Annotated in this window: 17 protein-coding genes and 1 pseudogene; 6 read left to right on the top strand and 12 right to left on the bottom strand. The window is 69.4% G+C overall.

The genetic code is table 11. The features are described 5' to 3' along the window. Positions 1 to 66 precede the first annotated feature (66 nt). The 3 genes from BIU99_RS15250 to BIU99_RS15240 all read right to left on the bottom strand — a co-directional run bounded on the left by BIU99_RS15250 (position 67) and on the right by BIU99_RS15240 (position 2,855). Positions 67 to 1,524, bottom strand: a complete 1,458-nt coding sequence (locus tag BIU99_RS15250) for a catalase (RefSeq protein ID WP_064294067.1) — start codon at positions 1,522 to 1,524, stop codon at positions 67 to 69. Positions 1,525 to 1,639: 115 nt separating this feature from the next. Beyond that, on the bottom strand, positions 1,640 to 2,086 hold the full coding sequence (locus BIU99_RS15245; protein ID WP_071262021.1) for a Fur family transcriptional regulator: 447 nt from the start codon (positions 2,084 to 2,086) through the stop codon (positions 1,640 to 1,642). Between the two features lie 157 nt (positions 2,087 to 2,243). Then, positions 2,244 to 2,855, bottom strand: coding sequence for a TetR/AcrR family transcriptional regulator (locus BIU99_RS15240; protein WP_071262019.1), 612 nt, complete (start codon positions 2,853 to 2,855; stop codon positions 2,244 to 2,246). Between the two features lie 94 nt (positions 2,856 to 2,949). Here BIU99_RS15240 and BIU99_RS15235 point away from each other — a divergent pair, with 94 nt between their 5' ends. Together BIU99_RS15235 and BIU99_RS15230 are read left to right on the top strand one after the other, a co-directional pair. After that, a complete protein-coding gene (locus BIU99_RS15235; RefSeq protein ID WP_071262017.1) occupies positions 2,950 to 3,723 on the top strand; it encodes a 1-acyl-sn-glycerol-3-phosphate acyltransferase in 774 nt (257 codons plus the stop codon). 111 nt (positions 3,724 to 3,834) lie between these two features. Further along, positions 3,835 to 4,755, top strand: a complete 921-nt coding sequence (locus BIU99_RS15230) for a hypothetical protein (protein ID WP_071262016.1) — start codon at positions 3,835 to 3,837, stop codon at positions 4,753 to 4,755. A gap of 10 nt (positions 4,756 to 4,765) precedes the next feature. On the opposite strand, the gene BIU99_RS15225 is transcribed toward BIU99_RS15230, so the two are convergent. Further along, positions 4,766 to 5,848 (bottom strand): alpha/beta hydrolase, encoded by a 1,083-nt coding sequence (locus BIU99_RS15225; RefSeq protein WP_175116600.1) that lies wholly within the window; start codon positions 5,846 to 5,848, stop codon positions 4,766 to 4,768. 194 nt (positions 5,849 to 6,042) lie between these two features. Between BIU99_RS15225 and BIU99_RS15220 the strand changes: the two genes are divergently transcribed. Together BIU99_RS15220 and BIU99_RS15215 are read left to right on the top strand one after the other, a co-directional pair. Further along, positions 6,043 to 6,216 carry a CsbD family protein gene (locus BIU99_RS15220; protein WP_064294062.1) on the top strand — a complete coding sequence of 58 codons (174 nt, stop codon included), beginning with the start codon at positions 6,043 to 6,045 and terminating at the stop codon, positions 6,214 to 6,216. Positions 6,217 to 6,312: 96 nt separating this feature from the next. Then, a complete protein-coding gene (locus BIU99_RS15215) occupies positions 6,313 to 6,576 on the top strand; it encodes a GlsB/YeaQ/YmgE family stress response membrane protein (protein ID WP_064294061.1) in 264 nt (87 codons plus the stop codon). A gap of 295 nt (positions 6,577 to 6,871) precedes the next feature. Here BIU99_RS15215 and BIU99_RS15210 read toward each other — a convergent pair whose 3' ends face one another. The 3 genes from BIU99_RS15210 to BIU99_RS15200 all read right to left on the bottom strand — a co-directional run bounded on the left by BIU99_RS15210 (position 6,872) and on the right by BIU99_RS15200 (position 9,507). Continuing rightward, entirely contained in the window at positions 6,872 to 7,423 is a 552-nt protein-coding gene (locus tag BIU99_RS15210) for a type 1 glutamine amidotransferase domain-containing protein (RefSeq protein WP_064294060.1), read from the bottom strand. A gap of 109 nt (positions 7,424 to 7,532) precedes the next feature. Further along, positions 7,533 to 8,474, bottom strand: a complete 942-nt coding sequence (locus BIU99_RS19495) for a G5 domain-containing protein (RefSeq protein ID WP_083397398.1) — start codon at positions 8,472 to 8,474, stop codon at positions 7,533 to 7,535. Between the two features lie 88 nt (positions 8,475 to 8,562). Next, on the bottom strand, positions 8,563 to 9,507 hold the full coding sequence (locus BIU99_RS15200; protein WP_071262015.1) for a DnaJ domain-containing protein: 945 nt from the start codon (positions 9,505 to 9,507) through the stop codon (positions 8,563 to 8,565). A 72-nt stretch (positions 9,508 to 9,579) separates the two neighbouring features. Here BIU99_RS15200 and BIU99_RS19490 point away from each other — a divergent pair. Next, a pseudogene (locus tag BIU99_RS19490) lies at positions 9,580 to 9,738 on the top strand (Txe/YoeB family addiction module toxin); the annotation flags it as partial. A 20-nt stretch (positions 9,739 to 9,758) separates the two neighbouring features. On the opposite strand, the gene BIU99_RS15195 reads toward BIU99_RS19490, so the two are convergent. Together BIU99_RS15195 and BIU99_RS20310 are read right to left on the bottom strand one after the other, a co-directional pair. Next, positions 9,759 to 11,384 carry a methyltransferase gene (locus BIU99_RS15195; protein ID WP_083397397.1) on the bottom strand — a complete coding sequence of 542 codons (1,626 nt, stop codon included), beginning with the start codon at positions 11,382 to 11,384 and terminating at the stop codon, positions 9,759 to 9,761. Further along, entirely contained in the window at positions 11,347 to 14,943 is a 3,597-nt protein-coding gene (locus tag BIU99_RS20310) for an efflux RND transporter permease subunit (RefSeq protein ID WP_071262014.1), read from the bottom strand. Before BIU99_RS20310 ends, BIU99_RS15195 begins: the two co-directional genes overlap by 38 nt. Positions 14,944 to 15,199: 256 nt before the next feature. On the opposite strand from BIU99_RS20310, the gene BIU99_RS15185 reads away from it, so the two are divergent. Beyond that, positions 15,200 to 15,580, top strand: a complete 381-nt coding sequence (locus BIU99_RS15185) for a hypothetical protein (protein WP_064294055.1) — start codon at positions 15,200 to 15,202, stop codon at positions 15,578 to 15,580. Between the two features lie 19 nt (positions 15,581 to 15,599). Here the strand turns inward: BIU99_RS15185 and BIU99_RS15180 are convergent, their stop codons facing one another. The 3 genes from BIU99_RS15180 to BIU99_RS15170 form a co-directional block, all read right to left on the bottom strand. After that, positions 15,600 to 16,172, bottom strand: coding sequence for a hypothetical protein (locus BIU99_RS15180; RefSeq protein ID WP_071262012.1), 573 nt, complete (start codon positions 16,170 to 16,172; stop codon positions 15,600 to 15,602). Positions 16,173 to 16,181: 9 nt separating this feature from the next. Continuing rightward, a complete protein-coding gene (locus BIU99_RS15175; protein WP_071262010.1) occupies positions 16,182 to 18,224 on the bottom strand; it encodes a primary-amine oxidase in 2,043 nt (680 codons plus the stop codon). Positions 18,225 to 18,285: 61 nt separating this feature from the next. Continuing rightward, positions 18,286 to 19,764: an APC family permease gene (locus BIU99_RS15170; RefSeq protein ID WP_071262009.1), complete on the bottom strand. Its 1,479-nt coding sequence runs from the start codon at positions 19,762 to 19,764 to the stop codon at positions 18,286 to 18,288. Positions 19,765 to 19,810: the final 46 nt, after the last annotated feature.

The following is a 19,810-nucleotide window of genomic DNA, read 5'->3' as shown; positions in this document are numbered from 1 at the left end:
GAACGCACAGGAACGGTCGCCACCCGCGAGGGATGGCGACCGTTTCCGCACATTGGGCGCTGGGCTCTAGACGAGCGGCGGGAGGCCTGCTGCGACGCGAGCGCCTAGCGTGCCGTCGACGGCGGTCCAGTAGGCGATGACCCGCTCGCGGAGATCCGCTCGCGTCACCTTCGAGACGTGGCCGATGATGTTGCCGACGAGACGGTCGCGTGCGGCGTCGTCGAGCACCTCGCGCACGAGGGTCCCGGCCTGACCGAAGTCGTCGTCCTCGGCGTGCAGCGTCGCGGCTGCCCGCACGAGCTCGCCATCGGACTGCCACCCGTTGGACTCAGCGGCACGCGCAGGGTCGGCGTGGGCGCCACCGACCGAGTTGGGTGCGTAGACCGGCGCGTCCGCGTCGTTGAAGGTGTAGCGCATGGCGCCTTCCTTCGAGTACGTGTGCACCGGCGCATGCGGGGCGTTCACCGGCAGCTGTGCGTGGTTGGTGCCCACGCGGTAGCGGTGTGCGTCCGCGTAGCTGAAGATGCGGGCGAGGAGCATCTTGTCGGGGCTCGCAGCGATCCCGGGGACGAAGTTCGACGGCGCGAAGGTCGCCTGCTCGATCTGCGCGAAGTAGTTCTCCGGGTTGCGGTCGAGGGTCATCTTGCCGACCTCGATGAGCGGGTAGTCGCTGTGCGGCCAGACCTTGGTGAGGTCGAACGGGTTGAAGCGGTAGCCCGCGGCGTCGGCGTACGGCATGACCTGCACGGAGAGCGTCCAGCTCGGGTGCTCGCCACGGGTGATCGCCTCGGAGAGGTCGCGGATGTGGAAGTCGGCGTCCTCGCCGGCGATCTGGTCGGCCTGGTCCTGCGTGAGGATCTCGATGCCCTGGTCGGTCTTGAAGTGGTACTTCACCCAGAAGCGCTCGCCTGCGGCGTTGACCCACTGGTAGGTGTGCGACCCGAACCCGTCCATGTGCCGCCAGGAGCCCGGAAGACCGCGGTCGCCCATGAGCCAGGTGACCTGGTGTGCACTCTCGGGGGAGAGCGTCCAGAAGTCCCACTGCATGTCGTGGTCGCGCAGGTGCGAGCCCGGGAGTCGCTTCTGCGAGCGGATGAAGTCGGGGAACTTGATGCCGTCGCGGATGAAGAACACCGGCGTGTTGTTGCCGACGAGGTCGTAGTTGCCCTCGCTCGTGTAGAACTTCAGCGCGAAGCCGCGGGGGTCGCGCCAGGTGTCGGGGCTGCCCTGCTCACCGGCGACGGTGGAGAAGCGTGCGAGCATCTCGGTCTCGACACCGGGCTGGAACAGTGCGGCACGCGTGAACTGGGAGACGTCGCCGGTCGTGACGAACCGTCCGAACGCACCACCGCCCTTGGCGTGGACGACACGCTCCGGCACCCGCTCGCGGTTGAACTGAGCGAGCTTCTCGACCAGGTAGTGGTCGTGGAGCGCGATCGCTCCGTCTGCGCCGACGCTCTGGGAGTGCTCGTCGCTCGCGACGGGTGCTCCGCTGTTGGTGGTGGTGTAGCTGGTCTCGGACATGTCTCTCCTCGAGGGTGGGGCTGGTCGGACGGTCGGATGGATTCAGCACTGCCACCTTGGCGGTGACAGCTGACGATCGGCATGGAGGTGCCGTCGAGTGGTCTGTGGAACGGTGTCAGGCGGCATCCGCCTGGCACGCGGGGCACACTCCCCAGAACGTGATCTCGGCCGTGTCGATCAGGTACCCCGCCGCGTCGTCCGGGTGCATGCACGGCGCCGCGCCCCGCGTGCAGTCGACGTCGACCACGGCGCCGCACGAGCTGCACACCAGATGATGGTGGTTGTCGTCGACACGCAGCTCGTACCGGCCGGGATGGCCGTCCGGTTCGATCCTGCGCACGAGGCCGGCTGCGACGAAGGCGTTGAGCACGCTGTACACGGCCTGTGGGGAGGTCTGCGGTGCTCGCGGCTTCAGGGAAGCGACCACCTGCTCCACGTCGGCGTGCGGTGTCCGGGCGAGGATCTCGAGGACGGCGAGACGTCCCGTGGTCACCCGCAGCCCGGCGGCCCGGATCCTCGTGTGGAAGTCGTTCGTCGCCGACTCCACCTTCGATCCGTTCATGCAGCCACCGTACCGAGTTGTTTTGAATTAGTCAAAATAAGGACTTCCCCTCCGCGTTGTCCCGCAGCCAGCTCAACTCTAATATCAGATATGAGTGATGGACCGATGGGTGGCGCCGGATGTGGAGAACTCCCGGTCACGACGGGCGAGCGCCGGGCTACAGCTCGACCGTCAGCAGAGGTCGAAGCGAACGTCGGGTCTCCTCGGCCATGTCCACGGAGTCACGATCGAGCAGCCACTGCAGCTGGAGACCGTCCATCATCGCGATGAGCATGCGCGCTGCACTCGCGGGTTCGACGCCGTCCACCAGCTGACCCTCGCGCGCCATCACCTCGAAGGAGACGGTCATCCCGTCGATCAACCAGCTGTACCGCCGGACGAAGTGTTCGTGCGCCGGGTGGTCCGGTGAGGTCGCCTCGGCGGACAGGACGCAGTGGAGCTCGACGAGACCGGGGACGCGCATGTTGTGCTCGACGAGGCGGAGGAGCCCGCGGATGCCTTCGATGCCGCTCCCGATCTCGATGCCCGACTCCTCGCGATCCCGGTCGTCGCGGAAGTCGAGGATCGCGGCGAGCAGGTCGTTCTTGGTCGAGAAGTGGTGGAGGAGGCCGGCCTGGCTCATGCCCACGCGCTCCGCGACCTCGCGGAGCGATCCGCTGCGGAAGCCCTGCTCGGCGAAGACGTCCATCCCCGCCTCGAGGATCTCCCGGCGTCGTGCCGCCGTCTTGGCGTAGCTGCCGCGGGAGCGGCCCGTCTGCGTCACCGTCATCCTGCGATCGTATCGGGCGTGCGGTCCGCCGGCGAAGGGTCCCGAGGCACCCCCAGCCCGGTACTTCCCCAGGTCCCTGTCGTACGGTGTCGCCATGAGACGCCGCATCGAGCCCGTGTACGACACCGCCGTCGGTGTCGGTCGCTCCCTCTTCGGCTTCTGGCGCCTGCGCCGTCACACCAGTGGCATCGAGCACCTGCCCGACGAGGGTGGCGCGGTGATCGCGATGACCCACTTCGGGTACCTCGAGTTCGCACTCGTCGAGTGGGCGACCGTGCTCCACAACCGGCGCCGCATCCGATTCATGGCCAAGCAGGGCGCCTTCGACCAGCCCCTGGTGGGCCGTCTCCTCCGGAGCATGCGGCACATCGCCGTCGACATGCGCGCCGGCGCGGCCGCCTATGCCGACGCCGTCGCAGCACTCCGCAGCGGCGAGCTGGTCGGGGTCTTCCCCGAGGCCGGCGTCAGCGCCTCGTTCACCGTCCGCGAGCTCAAGTCGGGCGCGGTCCGCCTCGCACAGGAGGCCGGCGTGCCGATCATCCCCGTCGCGGTCTGGGGTGGTCATCGCCTCCTGACGAAGAACCACCGGGTCGGCTTCCGCGAGCGGTTCGGGGTACCAGTCCACTTCTCGTTCGGCGAGCCGATCAGCGTCGCGCCCGGCGCCGACGTGGGCGCGAGCACCGAGCAGCTCCGCGACCGCCTCCAGGGCATGATCGACGAGCTGCAACGCGACTATCCCGTCGACGGCACCGGGGCGTGGTGGCAACCTCGCGCTCTGGGCGGGACGGCTCCGACGCCTGCCGAGGCTGCAGCCGCCGACCTCGAACGCGAGCGCCGACGCGAGGCGCGTCGGCAGACGACGAGCTGAGCGAACGTCCGCCGCGGTCTATCCTGTGGAGGTGCCACCTCTGACCTCGTCGACCCACCCCGCAGGGCGTCGTCGCTCTGCCAGCCCGCGCCCCGAGCGGAGCGTGGCACCGTGAGTCGTGGGTGGAACGGCTTCGTCGCGAAGTCGACGTGGCTCCCGAAGTCCTGGCGCGAACGCGCTGAGCGCGCGCTGTCGGAGACCCCCGCGGCGCCGATCGCACCGGACACGAACGACGCCGAGTCCGCAGCGGACCACTCGCCACGGCGCACGCCGGATCCCACGCCTTGGGCGACGCCGACGCCCGAGGCTCAGCAGCCCGACGACTCGGCGCCACTGGACGGCGGTGACGCGCACGCACCCCGGAGGCCCGTCGCCGGCCCGGACGTCGACGAGGCGGCCTCAGCAGACGCGCGGTCCACGACCGGCCTGGTGGACCCGGTCGCCCTCCCCGTCACCGCGTCAGCCCCGGTCGTCCCGCTGAGCGTCGCCATCACCGATTTCGAGCTCGCCGACGACTCCGTCATCGGCCCGGCATCCGTCCTCGACAACCTCGAACTCACGAAGGCCGCCGTGACCCGGGTCGCATCGGCGATCCTCACGACCGAGGGCCCGATCGCCGTCCCTCGCCTCGTGACCATCGTGGCTCGGCGCTTCGGCGTCGACCGACCGTCCGAGGAGTCCCGCACCGAGCTGTCGGCGCTGGTGACGGACGCGTTCGTCGTCCAGAACGGCTTCGCCTGGCCCACCGGACTCGACGTCGTCACGTGGCGAGGCGTCCGCCGGGTCGTGCATCGCGACCACCGCGCGGTCACCGACATCAGTCCCGCGGAGATCTGCAACGCCATGGAGCTCGTGATCACCGCGAGCCCCGATCACGAGGTCGACCGCGAGCAGCTGCCGATGCAGGCGGCGTCCGTGCTCGGCTACGGTCGCCTCGGTGAGACCGCTCGACGCTGGCTCGACCTGACACTCGCCCAGGCGGTGCTCCACGGTCGTCTCATCGAGGACGGCGAACGCATCCGCCTCCCCTGACACAGGTCGTTCAGCGGACGGGCGGACCCTGCTGGCCGAACGGCAGGCTCGTGTCGGTGACGCCGTCGATGAAGGCGTCCATGCGCTGGAGGTTGAACCGACCCTGGTCGTTGAGCAGGAACTGGTACTCGTGCTCGAGCCCTGGCCGGAAGTCCGGGTTGAAGATCATCGATTGCACATCCACGCCGAGGCCCTGGAGCCTCGCCTTGAACTCGACCGACTGCGGGTAGAGCGGATCCCAGTTGCCGACCGTGATGTACGTCGGCGGATACTTCGCGGTCAGGTAGTCGACGACGGACGCGGACGCCACCTCAGGTCGGGTCTTGTAGTCGCGCGCACCGAAATACGACCAGAGCACCGTGTCGAGGAACCACCCGAAGCTGCCCTCGGCGTTGACCAGGCTGAGGTCGTACGCCCCGCACGCGAGGACCACCCCTGCGAGCTGCTCCGGCTCGATCGGCGATTCGACCTTGATGGAGCTGGCGTACTCGGAGCTCGTGACCACGTTCGCGACCTGGGCGGCGATCTGGGCACCGGCGGAGTCGCCGGCGAGGATGAGCTTGGACGAATCCACGTTGAGCGCGCGTGCGTTGGCGTCGAGGTAGCCGAGCGAGTCGGCGACCTGCTCGATGGGCAACGGGTACTGGCCCTCCGGCGCGATCGTGTACTCGACCGCGACCGCCGTGTACCCCTCTCCGGCCAGCACGCGCATGTAGTTGGAGATGAGTTCCTTGCTGCCGGAGATCCAGGCTCCGCCGTGCACCCACACGATCGTCGGGAGGGCCGCGCCACTCCCGCGGACGCCATCGGGCGTGTAGACGTCGAGCAGCGCGTCCGCGTCGCCGGAGCGGTACGGGATGTCCTGTCGGACGTCGACACCGTCTGGGACGTACTTCACGAGGTCCGATTGCACGACCTTCGCCCGCTCGTCGAAGGCCATGCGGATGACCATCGAGCCGGGCCACGGGGTCAGCTGCAACCAGACGAAGATCACCAGCGCGATGGCGAGGATCACGCCGATGATCCAGAACATCGTGTTGCGGACGACACGGAGGAAGCGCGCGAAGCCCGAGCGAGGGGGTGCTGTCCTCAAGCGATTCACCTCCTGGCGGGTCTGGACGGCGGCGCTGCCTGGCGGAACACGAACGTCCAGTCTCGCATTCGATCGGACACCCACTGCGCCCCGGAAGTTTTTCGACGGATTTCGTGACGAATGCCCACTGAGCTGCGTCTTACCCGATGACCGGACATCATCACCGGTTTCCAACGCAGACGAAGGAGAACGCCATGAGTGCATCGGACAAGATCCAGAACGCCGCTGAGGACCTCGCGGGCAAGGCGAAGGAGGCCCTGGGCAAGGTCACCGGCGACGACAGCAAGGTCGCAGAGGGCAAGGCCGACCAGACGAAGGCCGACGCCAAGAAGGCCGGCGAGAATGTCAAGGACGCGTTCAAGCACTAGTCCTCGCGATACAGTGGCTGCCCCCGCTCACCGGCGGGGGCGGTAACACGGTCGACCGGCACCCCGTTCGATCCAGCAATCACATTTGGAGACATCATGAGTTTTCTCGGCTTCCTGCTGCTCGGCCTCATCGCCGGCGCCCTCGCAAAGGCAATCCTTCCGGGCCGTCAGGGCGGCGGCTGGTTGATCACGCTGCTGCTCGGCGTCGTGGGAGCACTGCTCGGCGGCTGGCTCGGTGGCATCCTGTTCGGCGCGAACCTGCAGGAGTTCTTCTCCCTGCAGACGTGGCTCCTCGCCATCGGCGGATCCATCGTCGTGCTGCTCATCTACGGCGCACTGACCCGCAACAAGAAGGCGTAAGCGCCTCCACACAGCACTCGAACGCCCGGCCCCTCCAGGGGGCCGGGCGTTCGTGCGTGTCGAGGTCGTCGCCGACAGCACGGTGTCCGCCGTTTCGGGGACTGTGTAGCGCCCCGGGTCCTGTCAGAATGTCTGATGTCCGATATCAGCATCTGATATGAGAGGAGGGGGTCTCATGGACTTCTACCGGAAGCTGCTCGAGCTGCTGCGCGCGATCTGCGGCTGGCTCTGACCCGCACGCACGAACGCCCGGTCTACCAGGACCGGGCGTTCGTGCGTCACGCTGCGACCGGAGTCAGGCGTGCTGGCCCTCGTGCTCGCCCTCGCCGATCTCCTCGACGAGCTTCGCGTTGAAGGCCGGGAGGTCATCGGGCGTGCGGCTCGACACGAGTCCCTGGTCGACCACGACCTCCTCGTCCACCCAGGATGCACCCGCGTTGCGCAGATCCGTCTTGAGGCTCGGGTAGCTCGTGAGTTCGCGACCGCGGACGACGTCCGCCTCGATGAGGATCCAGGCGCCGTGGCAGATCACCCCGACCGGCTTGCCCTGCTCGAAGAAGGCCTTCGCGAAGGCGACCGAGGTCTCGTCCACGCGGAGGTCGTCCGCATTGACGACACCGCCGGGCAGCACCAGTGCGTGGTAGTCGTCGGAGGAGGCCTCGGCGACCGCGACGTCGACGGGCTGGACGTGTCCGTTCTTCCCGGTCACGTCCTGGGTGGCGGGCGACACCAGTCGGGCGGTCGCTCCGGCTCCGGTGACCGCCTCCCAGGGACTCGTCAGTTCACTGTCCTCGTAGCCGTCCGTGAGCAGGAAGGCCACCTGCTTGCCGTTGAGTTCTGCGCTCATCGTCGCTCCAATCCGTCAGCGTCGAGACACCGTCCGGCGCCTCGCCAGCGACGATACGCTCGGCTCCACCGCTCGGACCCGGGCTTCCGCCGAACGCGAACGGGGTTGCTCAGGCGTCGCAGGCGATGCCGTCACCGTCCCGATCGAGGTCGTAGACATCGCTTCCGACGACGTACACGGGGCCGGGCGTGTACGCCGGGCCGTTGCCGCTCCCGCCGGCGCAGTCGACGTCGCTGGCGATCGGAACGCACTGCCCCTCGTAGTTCGGGTCGCATCCTCCACCGGCGGGCTCGGCGACGGGCGCAGGAGGCGGCGGCGGAGCGGGTTGCCGCGTCCCGACGGACGTCACCTGCGCGATCGGTTGGACCGACACGAGCTGCGCGACGAGCTCTCGAGCGATCTCGACCCCGGCTCGCGTGGTGACGCGGTAGGTGTTCGTCTGCTGCCCGGGGACGCCCGCCGTCGTCACGACGACCTGACCGACGTCGATGTCCGGGTCCTGGACCTCGGTCACCGCGAACGGGATCTCCACCACCTCGGTCACCTCGGTGACGACCTCGGTCGGGGTGGGGGTCGGCGTGGCACTCGGTTCGGCGGCGGACGTCCCCTCCGGAGCCGACAACAGCGCCGCCGGCCGGGGCGCGACCGGGTGGATGGCCGCGTTGGCGCCACCACCCACGACGACCAGGCACAGGGCGGCACCGATCACCGCGGCCGCCATCCCGCGGTTGCGGATCCCGAGGGAGGAGACGCGACCACGGACGAGCGCGACCGCACCGATCACCATGGCCACCAGGGCGACGAGTGCGAGCATCGCCCAGAACGCGCCACCGACGGCGCTGACGAGCAACAGTGCTCCGACCAGGCTGAGCAGGACGATGTGGAGCGGACCGAGGTGGCGCGTCCGGGTCGCCCCAGCAGCAGGAGGGACGGTGGCCGGGGGAGCGGGCACGGCCGCCGGCACGCGTTGTCCACCCCAGCCGACTCCGGTCCACCATCGTTGCTGGCCGGCCTGCTCGGGATCGGGATACCAGCCTGCGGGAGAAGTCATGCCCTGATGCTGGGGCCTGGAGCAGGACGGCACAAGGTCCCCGAGTGGGGCGAGAGGGGATTCCTCCCCCGCCGTGTCGGGCCGCTCGTCAGAGTCCGACGAAGCGGATGGTCTGCTGCAGGCGCGTGCGGATGTCGAACAGCTGGTTGCCACCCATGCGGTCGACGCCCGGGAGACCGGTGCGGAGGAGGTCGGCCAGGCGGGAGCGCTCGACGAGCACCGTCACCGGATGCTTGCGACCGATGAACTCCACCGACTCCGGGGTGGTGCCGTCCGGCACGACGATGACGGAAGCCGTGAACTTCACCCGGGCCGCCTTCGCGACGGTCCGGGCCGAGCGCACGATCGACCGGACGGGCTCCTCGCGAGGATCGAGCGTCTCCCCGACGACCTCGCCGCGGTGCACCCGGACCGGCCCACCCCAGTCCTCCGACTTGACCGCGAACAGGCCGGTCGGGCCGAGGACGACATGGTCGAGCTTCGCTTCGCCCGGCGCCAGGACGTCGTGCCAGACCGTGTATCCGATGCCGAGCGTCGCCACGGTGCGCGCCGTCTGCTCCTCGGCGAGCGCGTTGGCCAACTGGTGCCGGATCTCGCGCGGAGCCGAGCGGACGAGCTTCGGGTCGTAGGGGTCGTCGAGCGGGACACCACGGCCGACCCACTCCCGGATGAGCCCGAGGTAGGCCTCGCGCGAGTCTCCGCCGGGGTGCCCGTAGGCGCGAGCGCGGGGTCGCGAGTCGGCGCGCTGCGTACCCGACCGACCCGTGCTCGACGCCGACCAGGTCGGAGCGTCGTCGTCGCCCGCGTCGGAGGACGGCGTGTTGCGCCCGCGGTCGTAGGCGGCCCGGTCCTGTTCGGTTCCGACGCGCTCCCAGGCGAGCTGGACGGCGTTGAACTGCCGCGCGCTCCCGCCGAGGTCGGGGTGGGTCTCGCGCATGAGCCGTCGGTAGGCCCTTCGGAGCTCGTCCTGCGTCGCCGTCGTGCTCACACCGAGCACCTCGTACGGGCTGGCTGAGAGTGGGCTCTCCGGCATGGAGGGTGGTCGCTTTCGTCGGCGGCGTCGGTCGGTCCGACACGGCAGACTATCGCCATCACCTGGAAGACCGCCCGAACCGGCGCCCGGTCGGGCATCGGCAAACCCGAGGCGCTCAAGCACGGCTTCCAGGGATTCTGGTCACGACGGATCACCGACGAGCATCGGCTGGTCTACCGCCGCACGGACGACGGCGTCCTCATCGCCCAGGCGCGCTTCCACTACGAGTAGGGCCGGGGACCCGGAACGGCTCAGGAGCTCGGTAGGAGGATGCCGTCGTCCAGCAGTGCGCGGACCCGGGGGAGGAGTTCGGCGCGGAGTTCCGCCGCATCGACCTCGACGAGCTGGGCGATCGCGTCGATGATGGCTCCCAGGGTCAACTCGCCGTCGCAGGCGCCGACGAGCCCCGCCAGGCCCGTGTCGATTCCCACCGAGCGGGCCAGGCCGCCACCCTGCCGCAGGGTCATCGCCGTCGGATCCTCGTCACCGGGCCAGTAGTGGCGCTCCTCGGTGACGTCGCCCGCGAGGATGACGCGTTCGCCGAGCAGCTGCTCGTCGTCGAGCGCGACCTGCCAGTCGTGTGCGAGGAGACACACGGTGAGGTGCGCACCGAGCCCGGCGGCGTTCGAACCCGCCTGCCCGTGCAGCCGCTCGAAACGGCGCAGCGGCGTGGACGGGTCCGATCGACGGAGCAGGACATAACCGAAGCCGACGCCGGTCACAGCCCGAGCCGCGAAGTCGTCGAGCCAGGCTGCCGCGAAGCGCTCGAACTCCGGCGTCCCGAGACGGGTGCCACCGTCCCTGATCCAGGTCTCCGCGTATTCGGCCGGATCCTGCACCTCGCGCTCGATGACCCAGGCGTCGACCGGTTCCGGACTGCGCTCCACCCATCCGGCCACGCGGTCGAGCCCGTCGGCACCGTCTCGGTACTCCCAGTTCCCGAGGAACTGCGCGACCCCGCCGGGCGTCAGATGCCGGGCGGCCTCGAGGAACACCGACTCCACGAGCGCATCGCCGACCAGACCGCCGTCGCGGTATTCGTAGCTCGGCACGCCCTCGGCGCGCGGGGTGATGACGAACGGCGGGTTGGAGACGATGCGGTCGAACCGTTCACCGGCGACGGGTTCGAACATGCCGCCGTGGCGGAATTCGATCGAGTCGATGCCGTTCAGGCGCGCGTTGAGTGCGGCGAGCTCGAGTGCTCGTTCGGAGATGTCCGTCGCGACCACGTGATCCGCGATCCGCGACAGGTGGAGCGCCTGGATGCCGCACCCGGTCCCGAGGTCGAGTGCCGTTCCGACCCGCTCGGGGAGGATGATGCCGCTCAGGGTCATCGACGCGCCGCCGACCCCGAGGACGTGCTCTTCGCCGAGCTCGTGACCCAGCGCGAGCTCTCCGAGGTCGGAGGCGATCCACCACGCACCGCTCCCGTTGGCGTCGACCCAGGCGTACGGACGCAGATCGATGGCCGGGGCGACCGATCCGTCGTGACTCAGGCCGACGAGACCGAGCGCCACCGCGCCATCGAGGCCGAGCGACGGCAGAGCACGCGCCGCGTCATCGGCCCCCACGGCGACGCCGAGCACGAACAGCGTCGACAGCGTCGCGATCGGTTCAGTGCCGGCCGTCCGGCGGCGTTCGTCGAGCGAACGGATCGCCACGGCCCGGTTCGAGCGGTGCAGGGCGGCCTCGGCCGTCTCACCCCAGAGACCGCGCACCCGTTCCACCGTGTAGCCGGCCGCGTCGAGGTCGGAACGGAGGAGGTCGATCAGTCGCTGGTCCACGCCCACCAGTGTGCCAGCTGCGGGGTGGGCCGGATCGCCCACCCCGCAGCCGCCGTCAGCGATCCGTGGTGAGGATCGCGTCGAGGTCCTCATCGGTCTGCTCGTCGTGCTCCTCGACCTCGCGCTGCGCGGCCTTCGCCGTGCGCTTCAGCTCACGCTTCTCCAGACGGCGCTCGGTCCGGCGCTCCAAGAGCAGGTACAGCACGGGCACGAGGATGAGCGTCAGGAGCGTCGACGACACCAGGCCACCGATCACGACGATCGCGAGCGACTGCGAGATGAACACCCCACCGCCGGTGAGCCCGAGCGACATGGGCACGAGCGCGAAGATGGTCGCGCAGGCGGTCATGATGATCGGCCGCAGACGGAGTCGGGCTCCGTGCAGGACCGCGTCGTCGATGCCGTCGCCCCGAGCCCGGTACGAGTTGACCAGGTCGATGAGGACGATCGCGTTCGTGACGACGATGCCGATGAGCATGAGGAGGCCGATCATCGACGGGATGCCGAGCGGGGTCCCCGTGATGAGCAGGGCCGCGATCGCGCCGGTCGCCGCGAAGGGCACGGAGACCAGCAGGATGAGCGGCTGCAGGAGGCTCCGGAACGTCGCCACCATGACGATGAAGACGAGCACGATCGCGATGAGCATCGCGAGGCCGAGCTGCGCGAACGACTCCTCCTGCTCCTGGGCGACACCACCGACCGAGGCGGTGACCCCGCTCGGCAGGTCCAGGCCGTCGAGGCCCTCCCGGACGGCGAGCGTCGTCGCGCTGAGGTCGTCACCCGTCGGCGTCGCCGACACGGTCACGGTCCGGACGCCGTCGATACGCGTGATCGCCGCTGCGGCACGTTCCTCGCCCACCTGCGCGACGGCGCTGACCGGGATCGGGACGGCGCTGACGTTGGCGAGGTCCTTCTGCGCCTGGGTGAGGCGGTCCGCCTCCGCCTGCTGTTCGGCGGCCTCGCTCTCGGCGTCCCGCATCGCTTCCAGCTGCTCGTCGATGGTCGTGATCGAGCCTTGGAGCTGGGAGATGGCGTCGCTCAATCCGGCGAGTTGGGCGGCGCGTGCCTCGTAGGCCTGTCGTGCCGCCTCCTCCTCCGGTGTCGTGGGCGTGACCGGCGGCACCTCGACGGGAGCCGCTTGCAACGCACTCAGCTGAGCCCGCAGGGCGTCGAGCTGCGAGGCCGCGGTCGAGCGGGCGTCCTGGAGTTCCGAGCGCTGGGTCGCGGCCTGGGATGCCGCCTCGTCCTTCGCGCGCTGGGTGGCCTCGTCCTGCTCGGCCGTGAGGGCGTCGGTCGCGGCCTTCTGAGCCGCGGCCTGCTGCAAGGCACTGACGGGGAGGGGGAGTGCGGCGATCTCGGCCGGCGTCGTGCCGACCCGCTGCGAGCGGACGATGATGTCGCGAGACGCTCCCTCGAGGATGACCGAACCCATCGGGGTGCCGCGGAGCGCACTGGCGATGGCCTGGCCGACCTGTTCCTGCGTGAAGCCGTACCGGGCGGCGGCGGCGCGGTCGACGTTCACTTTGAGCAGGCCCTGCTCGTCGGCGAGGTCGCTCGTCGCATCGCGGAGGCCGTCCGTACCGCCGAGCATGTCCTGTACCGCGGCCGCCGCCGTGGCGAGCGCCGCTGGGTCCTCACCCTGCAGCGTGACCTCCATGCCGCCTCCGCCACCGGTGAATCCGCCCCCGGCGTCGCCGACGGTGACCTCGCCGACGTCGTCGAGCTTCGCCACGGCGTCCCGGATGGTGTCGGCGACGCCCTCGCGCGAGCTCTCCTCACCGACGGTCACGCTGATCTGTGCCGTGTTGCTCGAACCGTTCCCACCGACGGTGGTCAGGTATCCGGACACGCCGGCGGTCTTCGCGAGGACCGCTTCGACGGCCGCGGCCGCGTCGCTGGTGACGTCGAGGCTTGTCCCCTCCGGGAGTTCCTGCGTGACCGTGACGGTGTTCTCGCCCCCGATGTCGCCGAGGTAGTCGGTCTTCAGGAACCCCGCCGAGACGATCGTCCCCGCGAACACGACCGCCGCCACGAGCAGGGTCACGAACGGACGCTTCAGGGCGGTGCGCAGGACCGGCAGGTAGGCGCGCTGGAGCTTCGAGTACGCCTCGGACTCGTCCTCGACGACGGACGCCGCTTCGGTGGCCGCATCGTCGGTGGCCTTGCCGACAGCCGGGGCGGAGGAGCCTCGCATGAACCAGTAGGCGAGCACCGGCACGATCGTGAGCGAGACCACGAGGGATGCGATGAGCGCGACCGACACGGTGACGGCGAACGGTCGGAACAGCTCGCCGACCGTCCCGCCGACGAAGGCGACCGGGAGGAACACGGCCACGGTCGTGATCGTCGACGCGGTCACGGCCCCGGCGACCTCGCGGACCGCCTCGACGACGCTCGTGGTCGTCATCGCCCGCCCGGTGTGCCGACGCTTGATGTTCTCGATCACCACGATGGAGTCGTCGACCACCCGCCCCACGGCGACGGTCAGCGCCGCGAGCGTGAAGATGTTGAGCGAGTAGTCGCCGATCCACAGACCGATCATCGCGATGAGGAGCGAGAGCGGGATCGACACGGCCGTGATGATCGTGGACCGGATCGACAGCAGGAACACCAGGATCACGATGATCGCGAACAACAGCCCGAGCCCGCCCTCGACGGAGAGGTCGTGGATGGACTGCTCGACCATCGGCGACTGGTCGAAGACGACGGTGAAGGCCGCACCCGAGCCGAGCTCCTGCTCCAGCCCGGGGAGGGCGTCACGGATGGTGTGGGCGAGTTGGACGGCGTTGGCCGACGGGTCCTTGAGGATCGTGAGCGACAGCGACGGGAGACCGTCCGCCCGGGCGATGGAGGTCTCGGCTGCGGGCACGAGCTCCACGTCCGCGACGGCGGAGAGCGCGAAGGGCCCGTCCTCGTGCTGGATGGGGAGCGCCTGCACCTCGGCCAGCGAGCCGACGGCCGAGCCGACCTCGATCGAGAGCTCCTTGCCGGCGTCGACACTCGTCCCGGCAGCCGTGATGACGCCGCTCGCCTGGACGGCCGCCATGACCTCCTCCGCGGTCACCTTCTTGGCCGCGAGGTCGGCCGGACGCATCGTGATGACGAGCTGCGTGGCGTTCTCGCCCGCGAGATCGACCTGGCGCACGCCGGCGATGCCGCGGAGCGCGGGGAGCACGGTGGTCTCGACCCTGCCTGCGAACTCACCGGACTCGTCCTCGGACGCGACCGCGAGCTGCAGCACGGGGATGTCGTCGCTGCCGCCCGCGTAGACCTCGGTGGTCGTGTCGCTCGGAAGCGTGCTCTTCAAGCCGGCGAGGGCGCTGCGGATGTCACCGACGATCTTCTCGTCGTCCTGCCCGAAGTCCCAGCTCACCTGCACGGACGTGGAACCGCTGACCGACGTCGAGGTGACGCCGGTGACGCCCTTGACCCCCTGCACCGCCTGCTCGACGGGCTTCGTGACCTCGCGCTCCACCGACGACGGCGAGGCGCCGGGGTACGTCGCGGCCACGACGGCACCCGGCTGCTGCACGGACGGCAACAGTTCCTGCTTCAGGGAACCGACCGCGAAGAGTCCGAAGGCCACGATCGCCGCGGTGATGAGGCCGACGATCAGTCGATTGGCGAGGCTGAGCCTCGTGAGGAATGACATGGAAGGACGGGCCTCTCGGTCGCGGAGTGGGCGCCATCCGCCCCACTCCACGCTATGGAGCGGCGCCCCTGATCACATCCGCACGAGGATGGACCTGAAACGGCACCGACATCCGCCGATCGGACGACATCGGTGGTCCCGCAGTACCAGCCTCGACCGCGAGGGAGCTGCGCCTTGACGGCACGGTCCTCCGATACCGGGCGTACCCTTGATACCCGAGTGCGCGCCGCGGGGTGCGCCGGAGCGAGGAGGGTACGTGGATCTGCAGGCCGTCGACCTCCCCAGGTTGCGCCGCGACGCACAGCTCGAGCGCGAGGTGATCATCGAGCACCGCGCTCGCGACGGTGAGGACCCCTGGGACTTCCTGCCCTCGATGCCGACGGTCGACGAGCTCGTCGTCGCCGTCCTCCGGGACGACGCGCTGCACGCCCGGGGTCTGGCCGCCCAGCACGCGATGGCGCGGCTCGCCGGGTACTCGTCGCTCGACGACGCGCAGGATCACCGCGACAACGCGGACCACCTCGAGTACGAGGTGCTCCGTGAGATCGCCCGCGTGCACCCCGAGTTGACCCGAGCGGTATGGCGGATGTCCGGCAAGGTCGCCCGGCCGCCGTGGGAGGGCGACGACGCCGAGTAGATCGACGCCGCCGCCCAGGTCACAGCGCCGCGGCGAGCGCCATGGCGACGACGGAGACCGTCATGCTCACCACCTCGATGACGACGACCCGCTCACGCCGGCGAGCCGCCTCGACCGCGATCCGCGTGGACAGGGCCGTGAACACCGCCATGCCGGCCGCGATGAGCACGGCGGGGAGGGCGCCCATTCCGTTCTGATGTCCTGTCGGGTGCATACCCGATCCGGTATATACACTCCCGGCGGCATGACCCGCCATGGTGCACATGAGCGCCGCCATGATGACGAGACCGCCTGAGGTGTGCACGGTCATCGCCGCACGGTGGCGCTTGACGGCGAGCGCCACCGCGTCGTCGACCGGAGCCGGCAGCCCGGCGACGGACCGAAGCCGGACCGCCGAGGCGACGGCGAGGACGATCAGGACGACCGCCCAGAGCAACGGATGCAGCATCCCGGCACCGGTCGCCAGGTCGAGCATCGCCGCGAGCATGACGATCGCGGCCACGAGGTCGAGGGGTCCGCGTCGGCCGCCGACGGTGCAACAGGCGCCGACGGCGGCCGGGACGAGCGCCCCGAGGTGGAGGACCTCGCTCATCGCCGCGACCTAGTGCCCGTGGCCACAGTGCTCCTCGGCACCCTGGTCGTGACCGCCGTGTCCCACGTGCGCGGCGCCGGTGTCGTGCGAACAGTGCCCGCCCGCTTCGTTCGGCGGGACGTTCAGGGTCGGGTTCTCACCGAAGAAGCCGTAGGGCTTGAGCGTGAACCGGGCGTAGTCCACCGGCATGACCGGCCAGTCCTCCGGACGGGGGAAGTGCGTCGGTCCGAAGGTGTGCCAGAGCACGATGTCCTCGCCGTCGATCGACTCGTCGCCCTCGATGAACCGCGTGATTCCGTCGCCACCCGGGTTCTGGTGGACGAAGTCGCCCGCCGCGTATCGTTCAGCCGGGTCGTACTTCGTGACGAAGAGGTGCTTCGTCGCGAACTCCGCCCGCTTGGCGATCGACGACGACGCGTCGGCCATGAGCGTCGGCGACTCCTGCGGGTACAGCACGTACCCCGTCGGGCGTCCCATCCGGTTCGTCTTCTCCGTGTTGACGATGTGCCAGGCTCGAGCGGCCGAGCCGTCCGCCATGCGTCCGGACCCCGCTTCCGTGCTGAGCCGCGTGACCCGCTTCGTGAACGCGTTGCCGTGCTCGTTCCCCGGCCCGATCGGCACCCGGACCGCGTCCACCTCCTCGACCGCGTTCGACAGACCGTCGACCATCATGTCCAGACGGGCCGAGAAGAGGTGCTGGTGGTACGGCCCACCGAGCCCGGGCGCGACCTCCGAGGCGTACGGGTAGTCGGCGCCCTCCGCGTCGAGCCCGGGGTACGCGGAGGTGAAGAGGATGCCCGTCAGCTTCGACTCGCACTCGATGGTGCCGTCGAGGTACAGGTACCAGTAGAACCCGTAGTCGTAGTTGCCGACGGTCGTGAAGAAGGAGATGACCAGCCGACGCGACCGCCGGACCTCGTTGGAGCCGGTGTACAGGTCTGAGTGCTTCCAGAGGGTTCCGAAGTCCTCTTCGTGCATGCAGATCCCGTTCTCGATCGTGAACGGGTTGCCGAGTTCATCGGCGAGCACCGCGTCGAAGTACTTGATCTCGCCCACGCAGTCGCACCCGAGCGCCAAGGAGTTCGTGAACCGGCCGAACAGGTACTCGCCGGTGTCGAAGTAGTTCTGCCAGAAGCGCACGGGGGAGGGGTCACCGTAGGGGACCAGCATCTCGTTGATCGACGCCCGGTAGATGATCGGTCGTTCCTCGCCGGCATCGTCGAACGACAGCTGCCGGAGGACGAGCCCCTCACGGACGTCGAACCCGACCTGGAACCGCCAGTTGCCCCACTCGACGAACTCGCCGTCGACCTGGAAGCTCGGACCCTCCGGCTGGGTGATGACGATCGGCTTGAGCGAGGAGAGCGGAGCACCCTGGACCGCCGGGTCGTCGAAGTTCCCGGGCTCCGCCGGTATGGCCAGGGCTGTCGCGTCGATCAGGCGGGTGATCCGTCGTGCCGCGGTGTCGACATAGGCGCTCAGTCCGTCGACGGGGTGGGCCCACGGGTGGTCGGCCGGGTAGTCCTGGCGGAACGCGAGGACCCGGACGATCCGACGCCCGACCTCCTCCGGATAGTCGTAGAAGCCGGCCGACAGCGGGACGACCTTCACCTCGTCGACCGTGCAGCCACGGGCGGCGAGGGCGGCGACCCACCCCTCGTCCTCCGCCACGATCTCCGCGATGGCGTCGAACTCCTCGATGAGGATCGGCAGCTGGCCGCGGGAACCGTCCAGAACGACCGTGCTGAGCAGGGACCCGCTGTCGATGGACACCACGTTGTCCGTCGATCGACCCGTGGCCATGTCGAGCAGCATCACGCGGGCGAGGCGTTCCGGCAGGGGACCGTCGCCGGCCTGCCAGGCGAGCACCGCCCGCTTGTGGGGCTCCTCGAGGCCGACGTAGGCGAACCGGGTCGTCTCGGTGAAGTCGTCGAAGCCGGTGACGATGTCGCGGATGCGGTCGAACTCCGGCGCGGACAGGCTGGCGAGCGGGTGCTGGATGGGCGTGTCGCCGCCGGTGCTGCGCAGGGTGGTGGGGTCGGTGATGGTCATCGTGAGGCTCCTGGTTCGGTGATGCGGCTGGTCTCGGAAGGTGAGGGGAAGAGTCGGATGGTCAACCGCCGATGGCGTCCATGACGTCGGCGTAGGCGGCCGGGCGACGACGACGCAGGTACGCGGCCTGCACGAGGCCGACGACGGGGCAGACCACGATGAGGGCGAGGAGGACGGCGCTCACGGTTCCGAACACGGGGTTGCCGCCCGCATCCACGTCTCCGACGAGCATCGGGAAGTAGACGACGATCACGACGGCCGAACCGACGAGTCCGATGAACCCGAGGCCGGGTGCGACGACCGTGTTCCACACCCGCCGATCCTGCTTCGTGCGAGCGAAGTACACGATCACCGCGAGGCTCGTGACCGCCATCAGGATCGCGATCGCGAGGGTCGCGACGCCGGCGAACCACGTGAACACCTGCAGGACGGGGTCGAGACCGAGCACGGCGAAGACGACGATCAGGATCGCCGCGGTGGCGCTCTGGACGAGCGACGAGGTGTGCGGCGAGAGGTGCCTGGGGTGGACGCCGCCGAGCCGGCCCGGCAGGACGCCGGCGTTCGACATCGTGTGCTGGTACCGGGTGATGACGTTGTGGAAGGAGAGGACGCAGGCGAACATGCTCGTGATGAGGAGGACGTTGATGACGAGCTCTCCCACCGGCCCGAGGTAGAGCAGGGTGGTGCGGAGGATCATCGCGCCGGGATCCTCACCGGCCACGGCGAGGACGTCGTCCGGGCCCCAGGCCATGACGAGCGCCCAGGAGGCGAGGGTGTAGAACAGGCCGATCCCGATCACCGCGATGTAGGTCGCCCGTGGGATCGTGCGGGACGGGTCCTTCGCCTCGTCGCGGAAGATCGCGGTCGCCTCGAACCCGATGAACGCCGCGATCGCGAACATCAGTCCGACACCGGGCGACCCGGAGAACACCTGCTCTGGCACGAACGGCTCCGCCGACAGCCCGTCGGCACCGCCGGTCACGATGACCGCCCCGGCGAGGACGAGGACGATCCCGACCTCCGCCACGAGCAGGACGCCGAGGACCTTCGAGCTGAGGTCGATGTGGCGGTAGCCGAGCAGACCGACCACGGCGATCGAAGCGAGCGAGTAGAGGTACCAGGGGATCTCCGGAGCGCCGAGACCGGCGAAGGTCACGCTCAACAGGTAACCGATGTAGCCGTACACCGACACCTGGATCGTCGTGTAGGTCAGGAGGGCGAGGAACGCCGACGCGAGACCGGCCGGTTTGCCGAGCCCGTATCCGACGAAGGTGAAGAAGGCACCCGGCTTGGGCACATGCCGGGTCATGGCCGAGAGTCCGACGGCGAACAGCAGGAGGATCACGGCGGACACGACGTACATGCTCGGGAAGCCGATCCCGTTACCGAGCAGGATGCCGAGCGGTGCGGCTCCACCGACGACCGTCAACGGCGACGCCGCGGCGACGACCATGAAGACGATGGCGGTGACGCCGAGCGATCCCTTCAGGGACCGGGTGGGCTGTCCGGCATCGGTGGCCGGACCTTTCGTGACGGTCATGGACACTCCTCGAGCAATGCGGCGGTATCGGGACGAGGCCAGCATC

Origin of the sequence: Plantibacter sp. MMLR14_011 (assembly GCF_001865025.1) — a bacterium.
In the GTDB taxonomy this organism is placed as follows: domain Bacteria; phylum Actinomycetota; class Actinomycetes; order Actinomycetales; family Microbacteriaceae; genus Plantibacter; species Plantibacter flavus_A.
This window is presented reverse-complemented; position numbering and strand designations above follow the sequence as displayed.

Bases quoted from the DNA above. Each gene is read 5' to 3' on its own strand.
- BIU99_RS15250 (WP_064294067.1), bottom strand. From the start codon at position 1,524: ATGTCCGAGACCAGCTACACCACCACCAACAGCGGAGCACCCGTCGCG.
- BIU99_RS15245 (WP_071262021.1), bottom strand. From the start codon at position 2,086: ATGAACGGATCGAAGGTGGAGTCGGCGACGAACGACTTCCACACGAGG.
- BIU99_RS15240 (WP_071262019.1), bottom strand. From the start codon at position 2,855: ATGACGGTGACGCAGACGGGCCGCTCCCGCGGCAGCTACGCCAAGACG.
- BIU99_RS15235 (WP_071262017.1), top strand. From the start codon at position 2,950: ATGAGACGCCGCATCGAGCCCGTGTACGACACCGCCGTCGGTGTCGGT.
- BIU99_RS15220 (WP_064294062.1), top strand. From the start codon at position 6,043: ATGAGTGCATCGGACAAGATCCAGAACGCCGCTGAGGACCTCGCGGGC.
- BIU99_RS15215 (WP_064294061.1), top strand. From the start codon at position 6,313: ATGAGTTTTCTCGGCTTCCTGCTGCTCGGCCTCATCGCCGGCGCCCTC.
- BIU99_RS15210 (WP_064294060.1), bottom strand. From the start codon at position 7,423: ATGAGCGCAGAACTCAACGGCAAGCAGGTGGCCTTCCTGCTCACGGAC.
- BIU99_RS19495 (WP_083397398.1), bottom strand. From the start codon at position 8,474: ATGACTTCTCCCGCAGGCTGGTATCCCGATCCCGAGCAGGCCGGCCAG.
- BIU99_RS15200 (WP_071262015.1), bottom strand. From the start codon at position 9,507: ATGCCGGAGAGCCCACTCTCAGCCAGCCCGTACGAGGTGCTCGGTGTG.
- BIU99_RS15195 (WP_083397397.1), bottom strand. From the start codon at position 11,384: ATGAGGACCTCGACGCGATCCTCACCACGGATCGCTGACGGCGGCTGC.
- BIU99_RS20310 (WP_071262014.1), bottom strand. From the start codon at position 14,943: ATGTCATTCCTCACGAGGCTCAGCCTCGCCAATCGACTGATCGTCGGC.
- BIU99_RS15180 (WP_071262012.1), bottom strand. From the start codon at position 16,172: ATGAGCGAGGTCCTCCACCTCGGGGCGCTCGTCCCGGCCGCCGTCGGC.
- BIU99_RS15175 (WP_071262010.1), bottom strand. From the start codon at position 18,224: ATGACCATCACCGACCCCACCACCCTGCGCAGCACCGGCGGCGACACG.
- BIU99_RS15170 (WP_071262009.1), bottom strand. From the start codon at position 19,764: ATGACCGTCACGAAAGGTCCGGCCACCGATGCCGGACAGCCCACCCGG.